13 protein-coding genes and 1 pseudogene are annotated in these 15,604 nt (G+C 64.0%); 8 read left to right on the top strand and 6 right to left on the bottom strand.

The window, feature by feature from the left end; all coding sequences use genetic code 11:
• The first annotated feature begins 541 nt into the window (after positions 1-541).
• The 3 genes from C7I87_RS24870 to C7I87_RS24860 are packed head-to-tail and all read left to right on the top strand — an operon-like array spanning position 542 to position 5,771.
• Positions 542-4,657, top strand: a complete 4,116-nt coding sequence (locus tag C7I87_RS24870; RefSeq protein ID WP_373424762.1) for a Pls/PosA family non-ribosomal peptide synthetase — start codon at positions 542-544, stop codon at positions 4,655-4,657.
• Positions 4,654-5,130 carry a GNAT family N-acetyltransferase gene (locus C7I87_RS24865; protein ID WP_149906703.1) on the top strand — a complete coding sequence of 159 codons (477 nt, stop codon included), beginning with the start codon at positions 4,654-4,656 and terminating at the stop codon, positions 5,128-5,130. The genes C7I87_RS24870 and C7I87_RS24865 overlap by 4 nt, the downstream gene beginning before the upstream one ends.
• The gene (locus tag C7I87_RS24860) at positions 5,127-5,771 is read left to right on the top strand and encodes a 4'-phosphopantetheinyl transferase family protein (RefSeq protein WP_149906702.1); all 645 of its coding nucleotides are present in this window, start codon (positions 5,127-5,129) and stop codon (positions 5,769-5,771) included. The genes C7I87_RS24865 and C7I87_RS24860 overlap by 4 nt, the downstream gene beginning before the upstream one ends.
• A 7-nt stretch (positions 5,772-5,778) precedes the next feature.
• Here the strand turns inward: C7I87_RS24860 and C7I87_RS24855 are convergent, their stop codons facing one another.
• From C7I87_RS24855 to C7I87_RS24845, 3 genes are all read right to left on the bottom strand, one after another.
• Positions 5,779-6,879: a KamA family radical SAM protein gene (locus tag C7I87_RS24855; RefSeq protein ID WP_149906701.1), complete on the bottom strand. Its 1,101-nt coding sequence runs from the start codon at positions 6,877-6,879 to the stop codon at positions 5,779-5,781.
• Positions 6,880-7,172: 293 nt separating this feature from the next.
• Complete coding sequence (locus C7I87_RS24850) at positions 7,173-8,051, bottom strand: NmrA family NAD(P)-binding protein (protein WP_149906700.1); 879 nt, start codon at positions 8,049-8,051, stop codon at positions 7,173-7,175.
• A complete protein-coding gene (locus C7I87_RS24845) occupies positions 8,048-8,245 on the bottom strand; it encodes a DUF1127 domain-containing protein (RefSeq protein ID WP_149906699.1) in 198 nt (65 codons plus the stop codon). Before C7I87_RS24845 ends, C7I87_RS24850 begins: the two co-directional genes overlap by 4 nt.
• Positions 8,246-8,458: 213 nt before the next feature.
• On the opposite strand from C7I87_RS24845, the gene gcvA reads away from it, so the two are divergent.
• A complete protein-coding gene (gcvA, locus tag C7I87_RS24840; RefSeq protein WP_149906698.1) occupies positions 8,459-9,370 on the top strand; it encodes a transcriptional regulator GcvA in 912 nt (303 codons plus the stop codon).
• 67 nt (positions 9,371-9,437) lie between these two features.
• Here the strand turns inward: gcvA and C7I87_RS24835 are convergent, their stop codons facing one another.
• The gene (locus tag C7I87_RS24835) at positions 9,438-9,890 is read right to left on the bottom strand and encodes a winged helix-turn-helix transcriptional regulator (protein ID WP_149906697.1); all 453 of its coding nucleotides are present in this window, start codon (positions 9,888-9,890) and stop codon (positions 9,438-9,440) included.
• A gap of 113 nt (positions 9,891-10,003) precedes the next feature.
• On the opposite strand from C7I87_RS24835, the gene C7I87_RS24830 reads away from it, so the two are divergent.
• Both C7I87_RS24830 and C7I87_RS24825 read left to right on the top strand, forming a co-directional pair.
• A complete protein-coding gene (locus tag C7I87_RS24830; RefSeq protein WP_149906696.1) occupies positions 10,004-10,300 on the top strand; it encodes a YciI family protein in 297 nt (98 codons plus the stop codon).
• Between the two features lie 55 nt (positions 10,301-10,355).
• Complete coding sequence (locus tag C7I87_RS24825; protein ID WP_149906695.1) at positions 10,356-11,171, top strand: oxidoreductase; 816 nt, start codon at positions 10,356-10,358, stop codon at positions 11,169-11,171.
• A 4-nt stretch (positions 11,172-11,175) separates the two neighbouring features.
• Here the strand turns inward: C7I87_RS24825 and C7I87_RS24820 are convergent, their stop codons facing one another.
• Positions 11,176-11,388 carry a tautomerase family protein gene (locus C7I87_RS24820; RefSeq protein ID WP_149906694.1) on the bottom strand — a complete coding sequence of 71 codons (213 nt, stop codon included), beginning with the start codon at positions 11,386-11,388 and terminating at the stop codon, positions 11,176-11,178.
• A gap of 89 nt (positions 11,389-11,477) precedes the next feature.
• A pseudogene (locus tag C7I87_RS24815) lies at positions 11,478-11,732 on the bottom strand (SDR family oxidoreductase); the annotation flags it as partial.
• Between the two features lie 326 nt (positions 11,733-12,058).
• Between C7I87_RS24815 and C7I87_RS24810 the strand changes: the two are divergent.
• Both C7I87_RS24810 and C7I87_RS24805 read left to right on the top strand, forming a co-directional pair.
• Positions 12,059-13,333 (top strand): peptidoglycan-binding protein, encoded by a 1,275-nt coding sequence (locus tag C7I87_RS24810; RefSeq protein WP_188393986.1) that lies wholly within the window; start codon positions 12,059-12,061, stop codon positions 13,331-13,333.
• A 197-nt stretch (positions 13,334-13,530) separates the two neighbouring features.
• A complete protein-coding gene (locus tag C7I87_RS24805) occupies positions 13,531-15,207 on the top strand; it encodes an acyl-CoA synthetase (RefSeq protein WP_149906692.1) in 1,677 nt (558 codons plus the stop codon).
• Positions 15,208-15,604 lie beyond the last annotated feature (397 nt).

Genomic DNA, 15,604 nt, shown 5'->3' with positions numbered 1-15,604 from the left:
TGCAGAGAAGACCCCCGAGGGCCACGCTTTATTCCCGGGAGGTCTGAGATTTTTTCTCGAAGGGCAGAAACCGGCGGCCGCCATGCGGCAGAGAGCCCAGACACAATCCAGAAACAAGATTCAACAGTTCAGAAAAACTGGCGAAAAGATCGGATGGCATAAGCATCCCTCAACGGCCGGAAATCTGGCCGCGGCACGGGTGCAGGGGGTTTAGATACAGGCAATGCAACGAGGTTCGAACGGATGGACCGGTGCCCTGCCCGGCATGGCACTCGCCGCCGGCGGCGCCGAGGCGATGCACCCGTGTCCGCTTTGCGCCCACAATTATATGATCGCGCGGCAGGAAAATTTGTGATAACGGGCCGGCCAAAGAGGGGTGCGACTCGGCGATCAGTGACCGCCGGTCGGAATTCCGGCGTCTTCGGTCATTCCACCTCCATCAACAACGGTCAAATTGCAGCGGCGGCACAGCCGACAATGCCTGTCTGAGCGGCGGCATGATTGGGATGTGCCTGTGACAGCTCGACCAGGACAAGAAAGTTTGGAAATGGACCACGGTGCGGATATTGCCGAATGTGGCAGGGACGAGGCAAGACCTGTCCGGCCCGAAATGGGCGAAGCGCTTGTCAAGATCGCCCCCGGCCTCGAACTGCTCGCGCACCCGCAGGTTCTGACGGGCGCCGATTTTGCGCGGGCAGGTCAGCCGGACGAGCGGCTGGACAAGGTCTTCGAGCAACTCGCCGAAACATTCGCCACGCTGCCGGCGGTGATCTCCGAGGGCCGCACCTGGACCTATCAGGAGCTGGACAAGCGCGCCAACCAGTTCGCCCGCCTGCTGGTCAAGCGCGGCGTGCAACCGGGTCACCGGGTCGGCCTCATTCTCGACCGGTCCGCCGAGACTTATGTTGCCTTGCTCGCCGTGGTGAAGGCGGGTGCCGCCTTCGTGCCGCTGGCCACCGCGTTTCCTGAAGAGCGCATGGCGCTCATCATCGAAGACGCCAGCGTCAGCCTGATCGTCACCATTGCCACCTATGCATCGCGGGCCGGTCAACTGCCCGTTCCCCACCTGTTGATCGACAGCGCTTCCGCCGAGATCGCCAAACAATCCAGCGCGCCGCTGAAGCCGCACAAGGCGCCCACTCCAGCCGACGACATCTGCTACATCCTCTACACCTCGGGCACCACCGGCCGCCCGAAGGGCGTGGCCATCCGCCACCAGAGCTTCGTCAACTTCATCCGCGTCGCCGCCGCGTCCTACGGCTACCAGCCGGGCGACCGCGTCTACCAGGGCATGACCATCGCCTTCGACTTTTCGTCCGAAGAGATCTGGGTGCCGTTCGTCGCCGGCGCGACCGTCGTGCCAGCACCGGGCCAGATGCCACTGGTGGGCGAAGAACTCGCCGATTTCCTGCGCCATCACGACATCACCTGCATGGCCTGCAGCCCGACGCTTCTGTCGTCCATGACATCGGACGTGCCTAGCCTGCGCACCTTGCTGGTGGGCGGCGAGGCCTGCCCCCACAATCTGGTGGTGCGCTGGTCGAAGCCCGGCCGGCAGATCCTCAACACCTATGGCCCGACCGAGGCGACCGTCACGGCAACCATGGGTGCGCTGACGCCGGACAGGCCGGTAACGATCGGCGCGCCGCTGCCCACCTATTCCATCGCCATTCTCGACCCTTCGCTGCCGCAACTTGCCGAACCCGGCGAACTGGGCGAGATCGGCATTGCCGGCATTGGGCTCGCCGTCGGCTATCTCAACAGGCCGGACCTGACCGAACAGAAGTTCATTGCCGATTTCCTCGGCCTGCCGAACAACCCGTCGAAGCGCATCTACCGCACCGGCGACCTTGGCCGGATCAACGATGCCGGCGAGATCGAGTATGCCGGGCGCATCGACACCCAGGTGAAGATCCGCGGCTATCGCATCGAACTCGGCGAGATCGAGGCCGTGTTGCTGGACCAGCCTGGGATCGCGCAGGCCGCCGTCACCACCTGGGAGATCGAGCCCGGCCGCGTCGAGCTTGTTGCCTATTACGCGCCCAAGGCCGGCCAGCCGGCGCTCTCGCGCGCCGACATTGCCCAGACGATGAAGCGGCGGCTGCCGGACTACATGGTGCCCTCCTACCTGGAGGAACTGCCGGCGATCCCGATGACGGTCTCCAACAAGGTCGACCTTCGCCAGCTTCCCAAACCGACGAGCGTCCGGCTTTCGGCCGACCGCGCCATGGTGCCGCCCGGCAATGACGACGAGCGTTTCCTGGCCGACGCGCTATGCGCCGTGCTGAAATTCGACGACGTGTCCGTCGAGGACAATTTCTTCGACGATCTCGGCGCCAACTCGCTGCTCATGGCGCATTTCTGCGCCCGAGTGCGTACCCGCAAGGAATGGGCGACGACGTCGATGCGCGACATCTATCTCTATCCGACCGTGGCGCGCCTGGCCAAGCACCTGAGCGCGGCGGAAGAGATGACGACGGCCACCAACGAGCCTGTTCTCACCCGTCGGACATCCGACCTCGTCTACTGGACCTGCGGCGCGGCGCAGTTGCTGTTTTACGCAACCTACAGCTACGTGGCATTGTGGGCGATCAACGGCGGCCTCAACTGGGTCTATGACGCGCTCGACGATCCGCTTCAGCTTTATGTCAGGTGCGTGGTGCTCTCGGGCGGCGTATTCTTCGGCATGTCGGGCTTTGCCGTTCTCGCCAAATGGGTGCTGGTCGGCCGCTGGAAGGCGGAAGCGTTCCCGATCTGGGGCCTGCGCTACTATCGCTTCTGGGTCGTCAAGACCCTGATCCGCTCCGCACCCGTCGTCCTGTTCCGCGGAAGCCCGCTCTACAGCCTGTATCTGCAGCTCCTGGGAACCAGGATAGGGAAGAACGTGGTCATCGAATCCCGTGCCGTGCCCGTGTGCACGGACCTGATTTCGATCGGCGACCGAACCATCCTGCGCAAGGAATCGCTGATCCTCGGCTATCGCGCCCAGGCCGGCTATATCCACACCGGGCCGTTGACCATCGGCCGCGATGCCTTCGTGGGCGTCGGCTGCACGCTCGACATCGACACCGCGATCGGCGACGACGGCCAGCTCGGACATTCCTCCTCGCTGCAGCGCGGGCAAAGCATCCCGGACGGCGAACACTGGCATGGATCGCCGGCGGTGCCGACCACGGCGGATTATTGCAAGGTGCGCAATGTCAATCCTCCCCGTATCCGGCGCTTCCTCTACGAAGCCGTGCAGCTGATGGGCCTGTTTGCCATCGTCACCCCGCTGCCGCTTCTGTTCCACAGCTATTGGGAGAATGTCGGCGACGACTATCAGGAGACGATCGGCATTGTGGCGATCGGCACCACGGTCACGCTTTTCGGCTACATCGCCGTGGCCTTCCTCGCCGCCACGGTGGTGCCGCGCCTGTTCAGCCTGATCCTGAAACCCGGCCGCACCTACACGCTCTACGGCTTCCGCTATTGGCTGCAGACGGTTGCCCAGTTCTCGAGCAACTCCCGCGTGCTCGGGCTGCTGTTCGGCGACAGCTCGGCCATCGTCCATTATATGAGCGCCATCGGCTGGAACCTCAACAAGGTGGTACAGACCGGTTCCAATTTCGGCTCCAACCAGCAGCACGAAAACCCGCTCCTGTGCGAGATCGGCACCCAGACCATGGTGTCGGACGGGCTTTTCATGATCAACATGCACAAGTCCGCTTCCGCATTCCGGCTCGAGCCGACGCGGATCGGCGAGCGCAACTATCTCGGCAACAACATCTACTATCCGCCGGATGGACGCACGGGCGACAACGTCCTGCTCGGCACCAAGGTGATGGTTCCCATCGACGGACCGGTGCGCGAGAATGTCGGCCTTCTGGGTTCGCCGCCCTTTGAAATCCCACGGATGGTGAATCGCGACAAGGAACTCATCGCCGGCATCGACGAGGAAGACCGGCGCAAGCGTATCCCGCTCAAGAACCTCCACAATCTGGTGACGATCATCCTGTTCGTGGCGACGCAATGGGTCATGCTGTTCGCCACGCTGGCGATCTGGGACCGGGCGCTGAACTATTATACCGAATGGGCGGAAATCGCCCTCTTCGTGGCGGTGCTTCTGACCTCGGCGATCACCATTCCGTTCTACATCTTCGTCGAGCGGGCAAGCCTTGGTTTTCGCAAGCTGAAGCCGCAGATAACGACGATCTACGACGTCACCTTCTGGCGCCACGAACGCCACTGGAAACTCGCGGATTCGCCGATCGTGCGCCTGTTCAGCGGCACGCCGTTCCGGCCGATGATCCTGCGCATGCTGGGCGTCAAGGTGGGCAAGCGCGTCTATGACGGCGGCAGCAACCTGACCGAGCGTTCCCTGGTCGAGATCGGTGACGACGTCACGCTCAACGAGGGATCGGTCATCCAGGCCCACTCCCTGGAAGAAGGTGCGTTCAAGTCGGACTTCATCCGCATCGGCAGGGGCTGCACGCTCGGGCCCTCCGCCTTCGTCCACTACGGCGTCGTGATGGGTGAAGGCTCGATGGTCGATGCCGACGCCTTCGTGATGAAGGGCGAAGAGCTGGAGCCCAACTCCATCTGGCGCGGCAACCCAGCCAAGCTGCATCGGTTCGTGGAGCCGATCAGCGACGGCTCCCGGGCATCGGCGTCTTGACGGACCGCGCACCTGGCACCGGGGACATCCGTATCGCTCCCGTGACCAAGGCCAATCGAGCCCTGGTCACGGCCCTGCAACTGGCTCCGGAGCAGATGGATTTCGTCGCCAGCAATGCAGACTCCCTGCGTGAAGCCGGGTCCGATCGGGACGCGCGGCCGCGCGCCGTGATGGCCGGGGACCAGCTCGTCGGGTTCCTGATGTACGAGGCGCCGCGCGACGATGACGAGGCGCGCATCTACCGCTTCATGATCGACCGCGCCTGGCAGGGCCGGGGCTATGGCAAGGCCGCGCTGCGGGCGGTGCTGGAGGAAATCCGCGGGCTCGGCCACATCAGGCACGTGTCGATCTGCTACGAACCGGAGAACGAAGCGGCACGGCGACTCTATCGCAGCGCCGGTTTCGTCGAGGAAGGGCTCGACGAGGACGGCGAAATGATCGCCGACCTCGTCCTCCCGGCCGGCAATCGATGACACCGCCCGCCGATCTATCCGAGGAAATCGCGCTGACGCGCGCCATGGCCGCCATGGCCCCGGCCGGGGTCCGCATAGGTTGCCGGCTGATCCGCGAAGGTGACGAGGCCCATCTGCTGCCGGCGGAGGCAGGCTCCATCCCTGCCCGCCAGCCTGCCATGCGGCGGGCCAGCGGCGCGGCGCGCTGGATCGCGCACCGGCTGCTGGCGGATGCCGGCTTCGACGGTTTCGCCCTGTTGCGCACGCCGTCCGGTGCACCCGCCTGGCCAGAGGGGATGACGGGCTCGCTCGCGCATGATGACGACATGGCCGTGGCGGCGGTCGCGCCCGTTGCCGGCATCGGCTCGCTCGGTATCGATGTCGAGCCGGCGTTGCCCCTGCCCGACGAGATTTCCGCCCTCGTTGCCATTCCCGCCGACCGGATAGGTGCAGCCAACCGGCAGCTCGCCGGCCGCATCCTCTTCGCGGCCAAGGAAGCGGTCTACAAGGCCGCCTATCCGCTGGATCGCGAGGTGCTGGGCTACGAGGACATCACCGTGGACCTCGAGACCGGCCACGCAACGACGAGGAGCGGCCGCAAGGCGCGGCTCACATACTGCGTTGCCCCGCGCGTGGTCGTGCTGGCGTTTGTTGCAAGATAGGCATTGGCTATTCGCCAACCACTTCCCGATAGGTCCTCACCTCCCCATCCAGCCCGCGTATACGCCAGCTCTGCCCGTCCTGTCCCTCGACATGGCAAGGTCCGAGCGGCACCTTCCCTCCCCCTGCCGGCAGGTCCAGCACATAGACCGGATTGCAGATGCCCGACAGGCGGGACCGCAGCGCTTCGGCCAGCGCCTGGCCCTGCGCGATGGTCGTGCGCCGGTGCGCCATGCCGCGCGCGAGGTCGCCATGGTGGAGGTAGTAGGGTTTTATCCCAAGCCGGTACATCAGTTCGCGGCAGAGTTCTTCCAGCACCTCGACGCTATCGTTGACGCCCTTCAAGAGAACGCTCTGGTTGAGCAGCACGAAGCCCGCCTGCCGCAAGGTGCGACAAGCCGCTTCGGTGGCATCGGTGATCTCGCGCGCGTGGTTGAAGTGGGTAACCACAGTCACAATCAGCCGGCCCTGCAGCGCCGCGACCAGCCCTGGCGTGATGCGCGAAGGCAACGCCACCGGCACGCGCGTGTGGATGCGCAAGAGCCGCACATGGGGGATAGCCTCGATGCGGGCGCGGATTTCGGCAAGTGCCGTATCTTGCAGCGACAGCGGATCGCCGCCGGTCAGGATCACTTCGCGGATTTCGGAGTGGCCTGATATATAGGCCAGCGCCGGCTCCAGCGCCTCGCGCGTATAGCCACGGCCGATCGAAGTCAGCGATTCCTTGCGGAAGCAGAACCGGCAATAGACCGCGCATTGATAGGTCGGGAACAAAAGCACCCGGTCGGCATGGCGATGCGTCAGCCTGGGCACCGGGCTGAATTCGTGATCGGCGATCGGGTCGCCAAGCTCGCCCTCCGCCTCCTCCATCTCCTCAGGCGACGGGATCACCTGCGCCCGGATCGGATCGGCGGGATCGTTCCAGTCGATCAGGTCGAGATAGCTTTTTGGCGCGCGCACCTTGTGGAGCGTGGCGGCAGCTTGCGCGGCTTCGCGTTCGGCCGCCAAAAGCGGCAGGGAGGCGAGGTCGCGCACATGGCGAACGCCGGCGCGGACATCGTCCTGCCAGGCGGTATCGGCGGCGCGGGTTGCATCTTTGAGGTTTGGCATCGGCAGGTCTCGGGCTGTTCGCGCGGACCTATCGGCCGGATTGGGCTGTCGGGTCAACCGCCAGGAAGCCAACGACACCCGCCGCGCCCTACGGCGCCCCCCTCTGTCCTGCCAGACATCTCCCCCACGAGGGTGGAGATTGGCGGTTTCAGCGCCGGCTCTCCCCTTAAACCTCTGGAGATTGGCGAAGGCCCTCGCGACATCCGATCTCCCCCCTCGTGGGGGAGATGTCCGGCAGGACAGAGGGGGGCGCCGTAGAGCGCTACCTTTGCCTTCCCAACCTCCGCCCATCCTTAGCCCGCCATCGCCACAAAAGCGCTCTCGATGCTTTGAAACCTAAGCTCCGGATAAAGCCTCCCGGCCTCAGGGGTGGCCGTCTCGAGGGCAGTCTCGCCGCGAATCCAGAACGCGCGCAGCAATCCAAGGCCGGGAACCGCTGCGATCAGCGCCTCCAGTTCTTCGGCGCTCATCTGCTTGATGTGCGCCGAACGGCCGCTCACTTGCCGCCACAGCTCGATCATCTCGCCTTGCGTGATCTTGTTCTGCGCGATGCGGATTTCGCTGCGAACGGCGTCGGGATCCTCCAGCGCGCGCAAAGTGACCGCAGCGATATCCTTTTCGCTGACGAAGGTCGCCGGCACATTGCCGTCGCCATAGAGCGTCACCTCGTCTGGCGGCAGCGGCGACGAGCCGAAGCGCGTCAGGTCGCCCAGTGTCGCCACCCAGGTCGAGAAGAAGCCGTTGGTGTAGATCACCGTATAGGGCAGGTCGGCCTCCCTGACCGCGTCGAAGACGGCCCGCTTGATGTCGAGCGGTTCGATCGAGCCGGCTGCGGCGGCGGCAAAGTCGAGGCCGAAGCCGGCGGACGGCACATAGCGCGAGACGCTGGCATCCTTGACGGCGCGTACCAGCGTCATCTCGCTGGCCGACCCGACATGCACCGAGCTGATGACGCGATCGACCTTTCCGACAGCCCGCACAAGGCTGTCATAGTCGTCGAGGTCGCCGACATGAACGGTAGCACCCAATTCCTTCAGCGGGCGCATCCGCTCTCCATTGCCTGATGTTGCCGGCCGGACCAGGACATGCAGGCTATCGCCATTGCGGGCGCTGGCCTTGGCCATCTCGCTGCCGAGAAGCCCGCTGGCGCCGATGATCAGCGTGCTGGTCATATCCCCCTCCCGTTGCCCAGGATTCCGTTAGCAAGGATGGAGCCGTCCCAGTCGCGTTCCAGGCCGATGTCATGCAAACGGCGGTCGGAAAGCCGGGCGATCTGGTGCAGCGTGCGGCGGCGCTCGAAGGCTGCCGCGCTTCGCATGGCAAGGCCGCTCATCGCGGCGCCGATGGGTCGAAGGGTCAAGGTCATTGTCCGTCTCCTGTGTTTCACTGGGCGCAAGCTTGCCGATGTCGCCCACTGGGCGAGCATGACGATTGCTCACACTTGTCTGGTCGATTCAGCGCATCGATGAACCGGAAGGCCGGTGCGGATGCTTGGTACGCCTGAATATTGGGTCATTCGGGGCTGGACGACAAACGACTCTTTGTGCAGGATTTGTGAGCAACGCTCACAGGTAGAACTATGCCGCGCAGATTGCCGCCCCTCACCGCTTTGCCCGCCTTCGACGCGGCAGCCAGGCATTTGAGTTTCTCCAAGGCCGCCGAAGAGCTCAACCTCACCCATGGCGCGGTCAGCCGGGCGATCCGCAACATCGAGGACAGGCTGGGCATTCAGCTCTTCGATCGCGGCACGCGCTCCGTGCACCTCACCGCTGTCGGCGCGGCCTATGCGGCAGAGGTCGGCAAGGCGCTCGACCAGATCGCCGCCGCCACCATCGCCGCCACGCCGGACCGCTCGACGCGCATCCTCAACGTCAGCACCTCGGATGGTTTCGCTGGCCGCTGGCTGGTGCCGAGGCTGCACCGCTTCCATCGCGCTAATCCCGACATCGACGTGCGACTGGCGACCTCGGGCGTGCTGGCCGATTTCGTGAGCGACGGCATCGACATATCCATCCGCTACGGGCGCGGCGGCTATAGCGGAGTGACGGCGGAATTCCTCGCCGACGAGGAGGTCTTCCCTGTCTGCAGCCCGGAGTTCCTGCAAGGCGAGCATCCGTTGCGGCAGCCGAACGATTTGAGGCATCACAAATTGATCCACGACGCCTTCCGCATCGACTGGGCGACATGGCTTGAACAGGCCGGCGTCGAAGGCATCGACTCCAAACGCGGCGTGCGCTTCGATTCCGCCACCTTCGCCGTCGAGGCCGCCGTGCACGGCGAAGGCGTGCTGCTCGGCCGCAGTGCGCTGGTCTCGGCCGATCTCGCGGCGGGGCGGCTGGTCCGGCCCTTCGACCTCGCGCTGAAATCAGCCGCCAGCTACTACGTCGTCTATCCCGAAGGCGCGCTGCGCCAGAAAAAGGTCAGGGCCTTCCGTGACTGGCTGTTCGCCGAGATCGCGGCTGATTGGGTCGGCGCGAAGAAGAGCGGATGATCCGACAAGGCCCCCAAATTCCCTGTCAGGCCGAGCGAGATATCCGGAGCGGAGGCTGCGCAACCGGTCAGTCCGACGGCTCGTCAGGGACCTTGGGCATCACGATCTGGATGGGACGGCTGCCGATCGGCGCCCCGGTTCCGCGATCGATGCTGACGGGGTCGATTTCGGTTCCTGTCTCGGCGTCGAAGAACCGGGTGAAATTGCCACCACCCCGGTGCTTGCCCCCCCATGCGGCGAGCGAGAACAGCACGGGAAGCAAATCCCGACCGGCCTGGGTCAGCACATATTCATCGCGTGGCGGCCGCTCTGAATATCGCCGTTTCTCCAGCAGCCCCTCGTCCGTGAGGGTTGCCAACCGGCTGGTCAGCATCGTCGGGGCGATGCCGAGGTTCTTGCGAAACTCGTCGAAACGGCTGAGCCCCGCATGGGCGTCGCGCATGATCAGCATGCTCCAGGTATCGCCCACCGAGCCGAGGCTGCGGGCGATCAAACAGGGCTGGTCGGAAAGATTCTTCACATCGATACCATTTTGATAGTGACTTACTATTAATTTGATAGTATCCGACGTCGCGAGGCCGTTCCACCGAAAAGTGAAGGTGAAGGCCGGTCACCGCGCCGCTGGAGTCCAAAATGAAGTTCTATCTATGCAAGTACATCCCGCCCCGCGCCGACTTTCTTGCGACCATGACCGGCGACGAGCGGGAATGGATGAAGCAGCATGGCGCCTTTTTGGACGAGCTGCTCGATCGCGGACTGATCGTCGCTCATGGGCCGGTGATGGATCCGGGCGGCGGCTACGGCCTGTCGCTCTACCGGATCGGCGATGACCAGGACATCCAGACGATAACCTCGCAGGACCCCATCGTGAGGAATGGCGCCGGCCATTACGAACATCACCCCATGCTTCACCTGAGCGTACGTGGCTGACAATGCGTCGGCACAAGCGCCATGGCTTTGATCGTGCATCTCGAAGGATATTGAAATGAGCAACAAAGATCGCGGCGTCGCCGTCGTCACCGGAGCAGCGGGCGGCATCGGGCTTGCGACGGCCAAGGCCCTTCTGTCGGCAGGCTACCGCGTCTTCGGCACGAGCCGGAAAGCCACAGCCGGGTCACCGCCAGGGATCACCATGCTGAGCTGCGACGTGACCGACGCGGACTCCGTCGCACGCATGGTGTCGGAGGTCATAAGCCAGGCCGGGCGCATAGACCTGCTGGTCAACAATGCCGGCAATGCCCTGATCGCGGGTGCGGAAGAATCGTCGGTCGAACAGGCAAAAGCCCTTTTCGACGTCAACGTCTTCGGCCTCATCCGCGTCACAAACGAGGTGCTGCCGATCATGCGAAGCCAGGGCAGCGGCCGCATCGTCAACATCAGCTCGGTCGTCGGCTTCGTCCCCAGCCCCTTCAGCGCGCTCTATACATCCACGAAACATGCAGTCGAGGGCTATTCCGAATCGCTGGATCATGAGGTCCGCCCCTTCGGCATTCGCGTCCTGCTGGTCGAACCCGCGTTCACCCGCACGGCTCTCGACCACAATGCGACGAAGCCGGACAGGATGATGAGTGTCTATGATCAGGCGCGGGCAACGGCGACCGCGGTCTGGAACAGCGCGATCGAGGCCGGCGATCCACCTGAGATCGTCGGCCAGGCCGTCGTCACCGCGGCCACGGCGACATCGCCGAAGCTGCGTTATCCCGCCAGCAAGCAGGCGCGTCGCCTGTACCTGCTGCGACGGTTTGTTCCAGCGAGTGCTTTCGACAAAAGCCTTCGAAAACAGATGAACCTGCCGGCCTGAAGGCTTACTCCTTGGCGCGAAAAGCTTCCGGCACGATGAACACCTCGTCGGCGCGGCCATAGCCGCCGTCGGCGATCTCCTCCACCAGCACCATCGTATAGGGCCGCACGCCCTCGCCGAAAAAGTCGACGAACATGGCTGTGGTGCGATGGATGAGGTCTTCCTTCTGCGCCTTTGAGAGAGCCGCCTGCGGCATCTTGATGTTGGCGAATGGCATGATTTTTTCCTTATCTTCTCAAGGTTGGATTTCCGGTTTGGGATGGAACAGATCGGCAAGGCCGCCGCAGCAGCAGCGGCCTGCCTCCTTCAGATCACGCCGCCATTGGCGCGGATGATTTGTCCATTGACCCAGCCACTGTCCGGCCCGGCCAGAAACGAGACTAGGCCGGCAATGTCGTCGGGCTGGCCAAGGCGGCCGAGCGGGATCATTTTTTCGATGGCCTCGATCTGCGCGGCGCTCTTGCCGTCCGTGAACAGCGCCGTCTCGACCGGTCCGGGCGCCACCGCGTTGACAGTGATCCGGCGCGCGCCAAGTTCCTTGGCCAGGATGTGCGTCATCGCCCTCCCACGCCTCCTGCCCGGTGCATCCGATATATTCGGCATGGCCGCCGCCGGACCGACATCGAGGCATCGCAAATGCAGCTGTCTTCATCACTATGAAGGGGGACGTGAGCCGGCCGCCGTGAGATGATGCCTGGCAAGGCAAAATACGCCTTGCTCCCAAGACCAGGCCGCGAAAGGCGGACTTGGTCAGGCCTGGTCGCCATGAGCAGCTCGATGCTCCGGACGCTTGAATGGCATTTCCCGTTTGGCTGCGGCATCGCGGAACGCAGCCGCCGCCGTCACACCCTGCCGAGAATGCTCGGAAATGGAAATCGGAGGCTGCGATGAAGCGCGTTACCCTCATGCTTGGCTGTATTCTGCTTGGCCTGTTGGAGCCCACCAGCACTCGGGCAGCCGGCGCGATCTTCTTCGGCGACGATGAGTCCTATGGTTGGTGCTCGGGCTACACAAGCAAGGAAGCCGCGCGCAAATGCGCGCTTGGGCAGTGCAAGGACGCCGGCGGCGTCAATTGCCAGCTGGCCCTGGAATGCCAGGGCGGATGGGGGGCGATCGCCACCGGCGACAATGGCGGCTATGGCATGGCCTGTGAGACCTCCAACGAGGTCAACGCGCGCATTGAGGCCGGGCTGGTGTGCATGACCACGGTGAAAGGCTTGTGTCACACGCAAACCACCTTCTCCGAGCGCAATCAATCCATCAGCCAGGAGGACAATGCGCTGTTCGACCGCACGCTCTACGCGCAGGTCCTGTTGCTCAAGCTGGGCTACTATAAAGGCGGGATCGACGCCAACGCGGGATCGGACACACGGAGCGCGCTAAGGTCGTTTCAAACCCAGGCGGGGCTGCCGGTCACCGGTGAGCCCGACGAGAAAACCCTCGACCAGCTGACGGCCAAGTTCGGCGGCGCCGGCGCACTCGTGGCGGCCATTTTGGAGGGAAATCGCAATATCGATACATCGGACTGGCACACAAAGACCGCAGCGCCGCGCGCCGAGGTCGCGCAGGCATCGACATCGCAGAACATACCGATCTCCCCGCTTGAGGCATTCGGCGTGAACGAAGAGGCCCTGAACGGGGCCCTGTCGGAAGGCATCGGCAACATCAACCGCCAGACGAGCGATCGTTTCAGCTTCCAGGGCACTTTCAGCTGCGGCCGCCTGGCGGGCGACAGCAAGATCAGGTGCACGACGACGGTGGCCGATCCGGCCAGCCCGGAGGCGGATGTCGTCGATCTCTACCATGTCGATGGATCGGACGTATTCGCCCAGATGGAGGCGATGGCCGACAAGAAGGCGAGCGAGGAAGGCGGTGCCGATTACCTCGATAGGAGGTCACAGGTAACGTTCACGACCAACGGAGAAAAACGGCTGGCCGAATTCGGTTGCGTGCAGCACATCGGAGATCGGGTCTCGCATGGGTTCTGCTATATCGAAGTCACGAAAAGCACCGGCCTGATGACGACCGTCGCGCCGCCCTCGTCAAATCCCGGTCCGGACGGCGTGACGACAACGGATGAAGGAACAGCCGAGATGCGCAGAGCATACGACCTGTTGGCAGGGATGTCGCTCGCCCTGCTCAACGTTCCGCTGAAGAAGTAAGGGACGAGAGATCCGCTGTTACAAGACTGCCAGCGGCAAGCAGCCGTTCCTGTCCTCAGCCCCCGCGCTTCCTGCCCGGCGCTCTCGACAAAGAGACAGGGGACGAGCATCGATCGTTGCCCATCGGCGCCATCTGATGCCATTGTCGCCGCGACAGCGCGCCATGGGGAGATGGCGCAGCGCCAGGGAGGGTTTTCATGACCAGCGCACAAGCCGGCTTGCCCCGCTATGAGGACGCCGTTCAGCGCTTTCGCATCGAGGATGAGATCGCCAGGCTCGACGGCGACCCGGCGACCGGCATCAACGCCTATGTCGAATGCTGCGGCCGCCATATCGGCCAGAACCGGCTGGCGCTGCGGGCGATCTCCGCCATTGGCGAACTCAGCGAATTCACCTTCGACGATCTCGACGACATGTCCGGCCGTGTCGGCAATCTGCTGAAGCGGCTGGGCGTCGGCCCTGGCGATGTCGTGGCCGGCATGCTGCCGCGCATCCCCGAACTTGTGGCGCTGATCCTCGGCGCCTGGCGCATCGGCGCCGTCTACCAGCCGCTGTTCACCGCCTTCGGCCCGAAGGCCATCGAGCATCGCCTCGGCTACAGCGGCGCTAGGCTGGTGGTGACCAATCCGGCCAATCGCGGCAAGCTCGACGAGGTCGCGAGCCCTCCGCTTGTCGCGACCATCCTCGGCGCCGGCGAGGCCCTGCCCCCGGGCGACATCGATTTCCGCGCCGCCCTCGCCGCCGCCTCCCCCGACTGCGAGCCAGTGATGCGCAAGGGCGAAGACCTGTTCATGATGATGTCGACCTCGGGCACCACGGGCCTGCCCAAGGGCGTGCCGGTGCCGCTCAACGCGCTCATGGCCTTCGGCGCCTATATGCGCGACGCGATCGGGCTTCGCGCCGACGACATCTTCTGGAACATCGCCGACCCGGGCTGGGCCTACGGCCTCTACTACGCCATATCAGGCCCCCTGCTGCTCGGTATCGCCACCACCTTCAACGAGGGCGCCTTCACCGCCAGGAGCACCTATGACGTCATCGAGCGGCTCGGCGTCACCAGCCTCGCCGGCTCGCCCACCGCCTTCCGCCTGCTGCTCGCCGAAGGCCCCGACGCCGCGGCGCGTGCAAAGGGTCGGCTCCGCGTTGTGAGCAGCGCCGGCGAGCCGCTCAACCCGGAAGTGATCCGCTGGTTCGACGCCCATCTCGCCGCTCCGATCCACGACCATTACGGCCAGACCGAGAACGGCATGATGGTCAACAACCACCATGGCCTCGCGCACCCTGTCCGCGCCGGCTCCGCCGGCTTTGCCATGCCGGGCTACCGCATGGTGGTGCTGGACGAGGCTGGCAACGAGCTCGGCCCCAACCAGCCCGGCGTGCTAGCCGTCGACATCGCCAACTCGCCGCTGCGCTGGTTCGGCGGCTATCACCAGGCGGAGACCCCAGCCATTTCAGGCGGCTACTACCGCACCGGCGACACCGTGGAATACGAGCCGGACGGCTCGGTCTCCTTCATCGGCCGCGCCGACGATGTCATCACCTCATCCGGCTACCGCATCGGCCCCTTCGACGTCGAAAGCGCGCTGATCGAACATCCCGCGGTGACCGAGGCGGCGGTGGTCGGCGTGCCCGACCCGCAGCGCACCGAGATCGTCAAAGCCTTCGTCATCCTGGCCCCTGCCTACAAAGGCAGCCCGGAACTGGCCGAGGAACTGGCGCAACATGTCAGAAAACGCCTCTCGGCCCATGCCTATCCCCGCGAGATCGACTTCGTGGCGGAACTGCCGAAGACGCCGAGCGGCAAGATCCAGCGGTTTTTGCTGCGGAAAGCGGAGGTGGAGAAGAGGAAGGGGTCCCATCGGTGTCGGCAATAGTTCGCCTTGCCGCCTCGTCACCTCTTATGGTCTGCCGGGTCAACTTGACGATAATCGGGTTGCCGGTCGGTCCAACTGCAATGGCATGTATGGCGACCAGCTTGGTTGCTATTGCCTTACCCTCGAAGCTCCGTCAAAATCATGGTTTTTCTTTCGCGAATATACAAAACCAGAAATGCGGGCAATCTCTCCAGCAAATTCCTAAATAATTTTCCAGAAACATTTCGAATATCTGGCAGTTTTTCGCAAATAATCATCGCGATCTATTTTTTATAAGCGCGGGGGGTTTTTTGGAAATCGCCTTGAACAAGCAGCAAATTTGGCCTATTTTACAGAAATCGCTTTGGGCCAATCTTGGCAACCTTGAGATCGCTGACCACGGATGTACTGGCAGCTC

The organism is Mesorhizobium sp. SARCC-RB16n, assembly GCF_008520305.1.
Lineage (GTDB): Bacteria > Pseudomonadota > Alphaproteobacteria > Rhizobiales > Rhizobiaceae > Mesorhizobium.
The sequence above is the reverse complement of the archived record's forward strand: the minus strand, read 5'-3'. Positions and strand labels throughout refer to the sequence as shown.

Bases quoted from the DNA above. Each gene is read 5' to 3' on its own strand.
- C7I87_RS24860 (WP_149906702.1), top strand. From the start codon at position 5,127: ATGACACCGCCCGCCGATCTATCCGAGGAAATCGCGCTGACGCGCGCC.
- C7I87_RS24855 (WP_149906701.1), bottom strand. From the start codon at position 6,879: ATGCCAAACCTCAAAGATGCAACCCGCGCCGCCGATACCGCCTGGCAG.
- C7I87_RS24850 (WP_149906700.1), bottom strand. From the start codon at position 8,051: ATGACCAGCACGCTGATCATCGGCGCCAGCGGGCTTCTCGGCAGCGAG.
- C7I87_RS24845 (WP_149906699.1), bottom strand. From the start codon at position 8,245: ATGACCTTGACCCTTCGACCCATCGGCGCCGCGATGAGCGGCCTTGCC.
- gcvA (WP_149906698.1), top strand. From the start codon at position 8,459: ATGCCGCGCAGATTGCCGCCCCTCACCGCTTTGCCCGCCTTCGACGCG.
- C7I87_RS24830 (WP_149906696.1), top strand. From the start codon at position 10,004: ATGAAGTTCTATCTATGCAAGTACATCCCGCCCCGCGCCGACTTTCTT.
- C7I87_RS24825 (WP_149906695.1), top strand. From the start codon at position 10,356: ATGAGCAACAAAGATCGCGGCGTCGCCGTCGTCACCGGAGCAGCGGGC.
- C7I87_RS24820 (WP_149906694.1), bottom strand. From the start codon at position 11,388: ATGCCATTCGCCAACATCAAGATGCCGCAGGCGGCTCTCTCAAAGGCG.
- C7I87_RS24810 (WP_188393986.1), top strand. From the start codon at position 12,059: ATGAAGCGCGTTACCCTCATGCTTGGCTGTATTCTGCTTGGCCTGTTG.
- C7I87_RS24805 (WP_149906692.1), top strand. From the start codon at position 13,531: ATGACCAGCGCACAAGCCGGCTTGCCCCGCTATGAGGACGCCGTTCAG.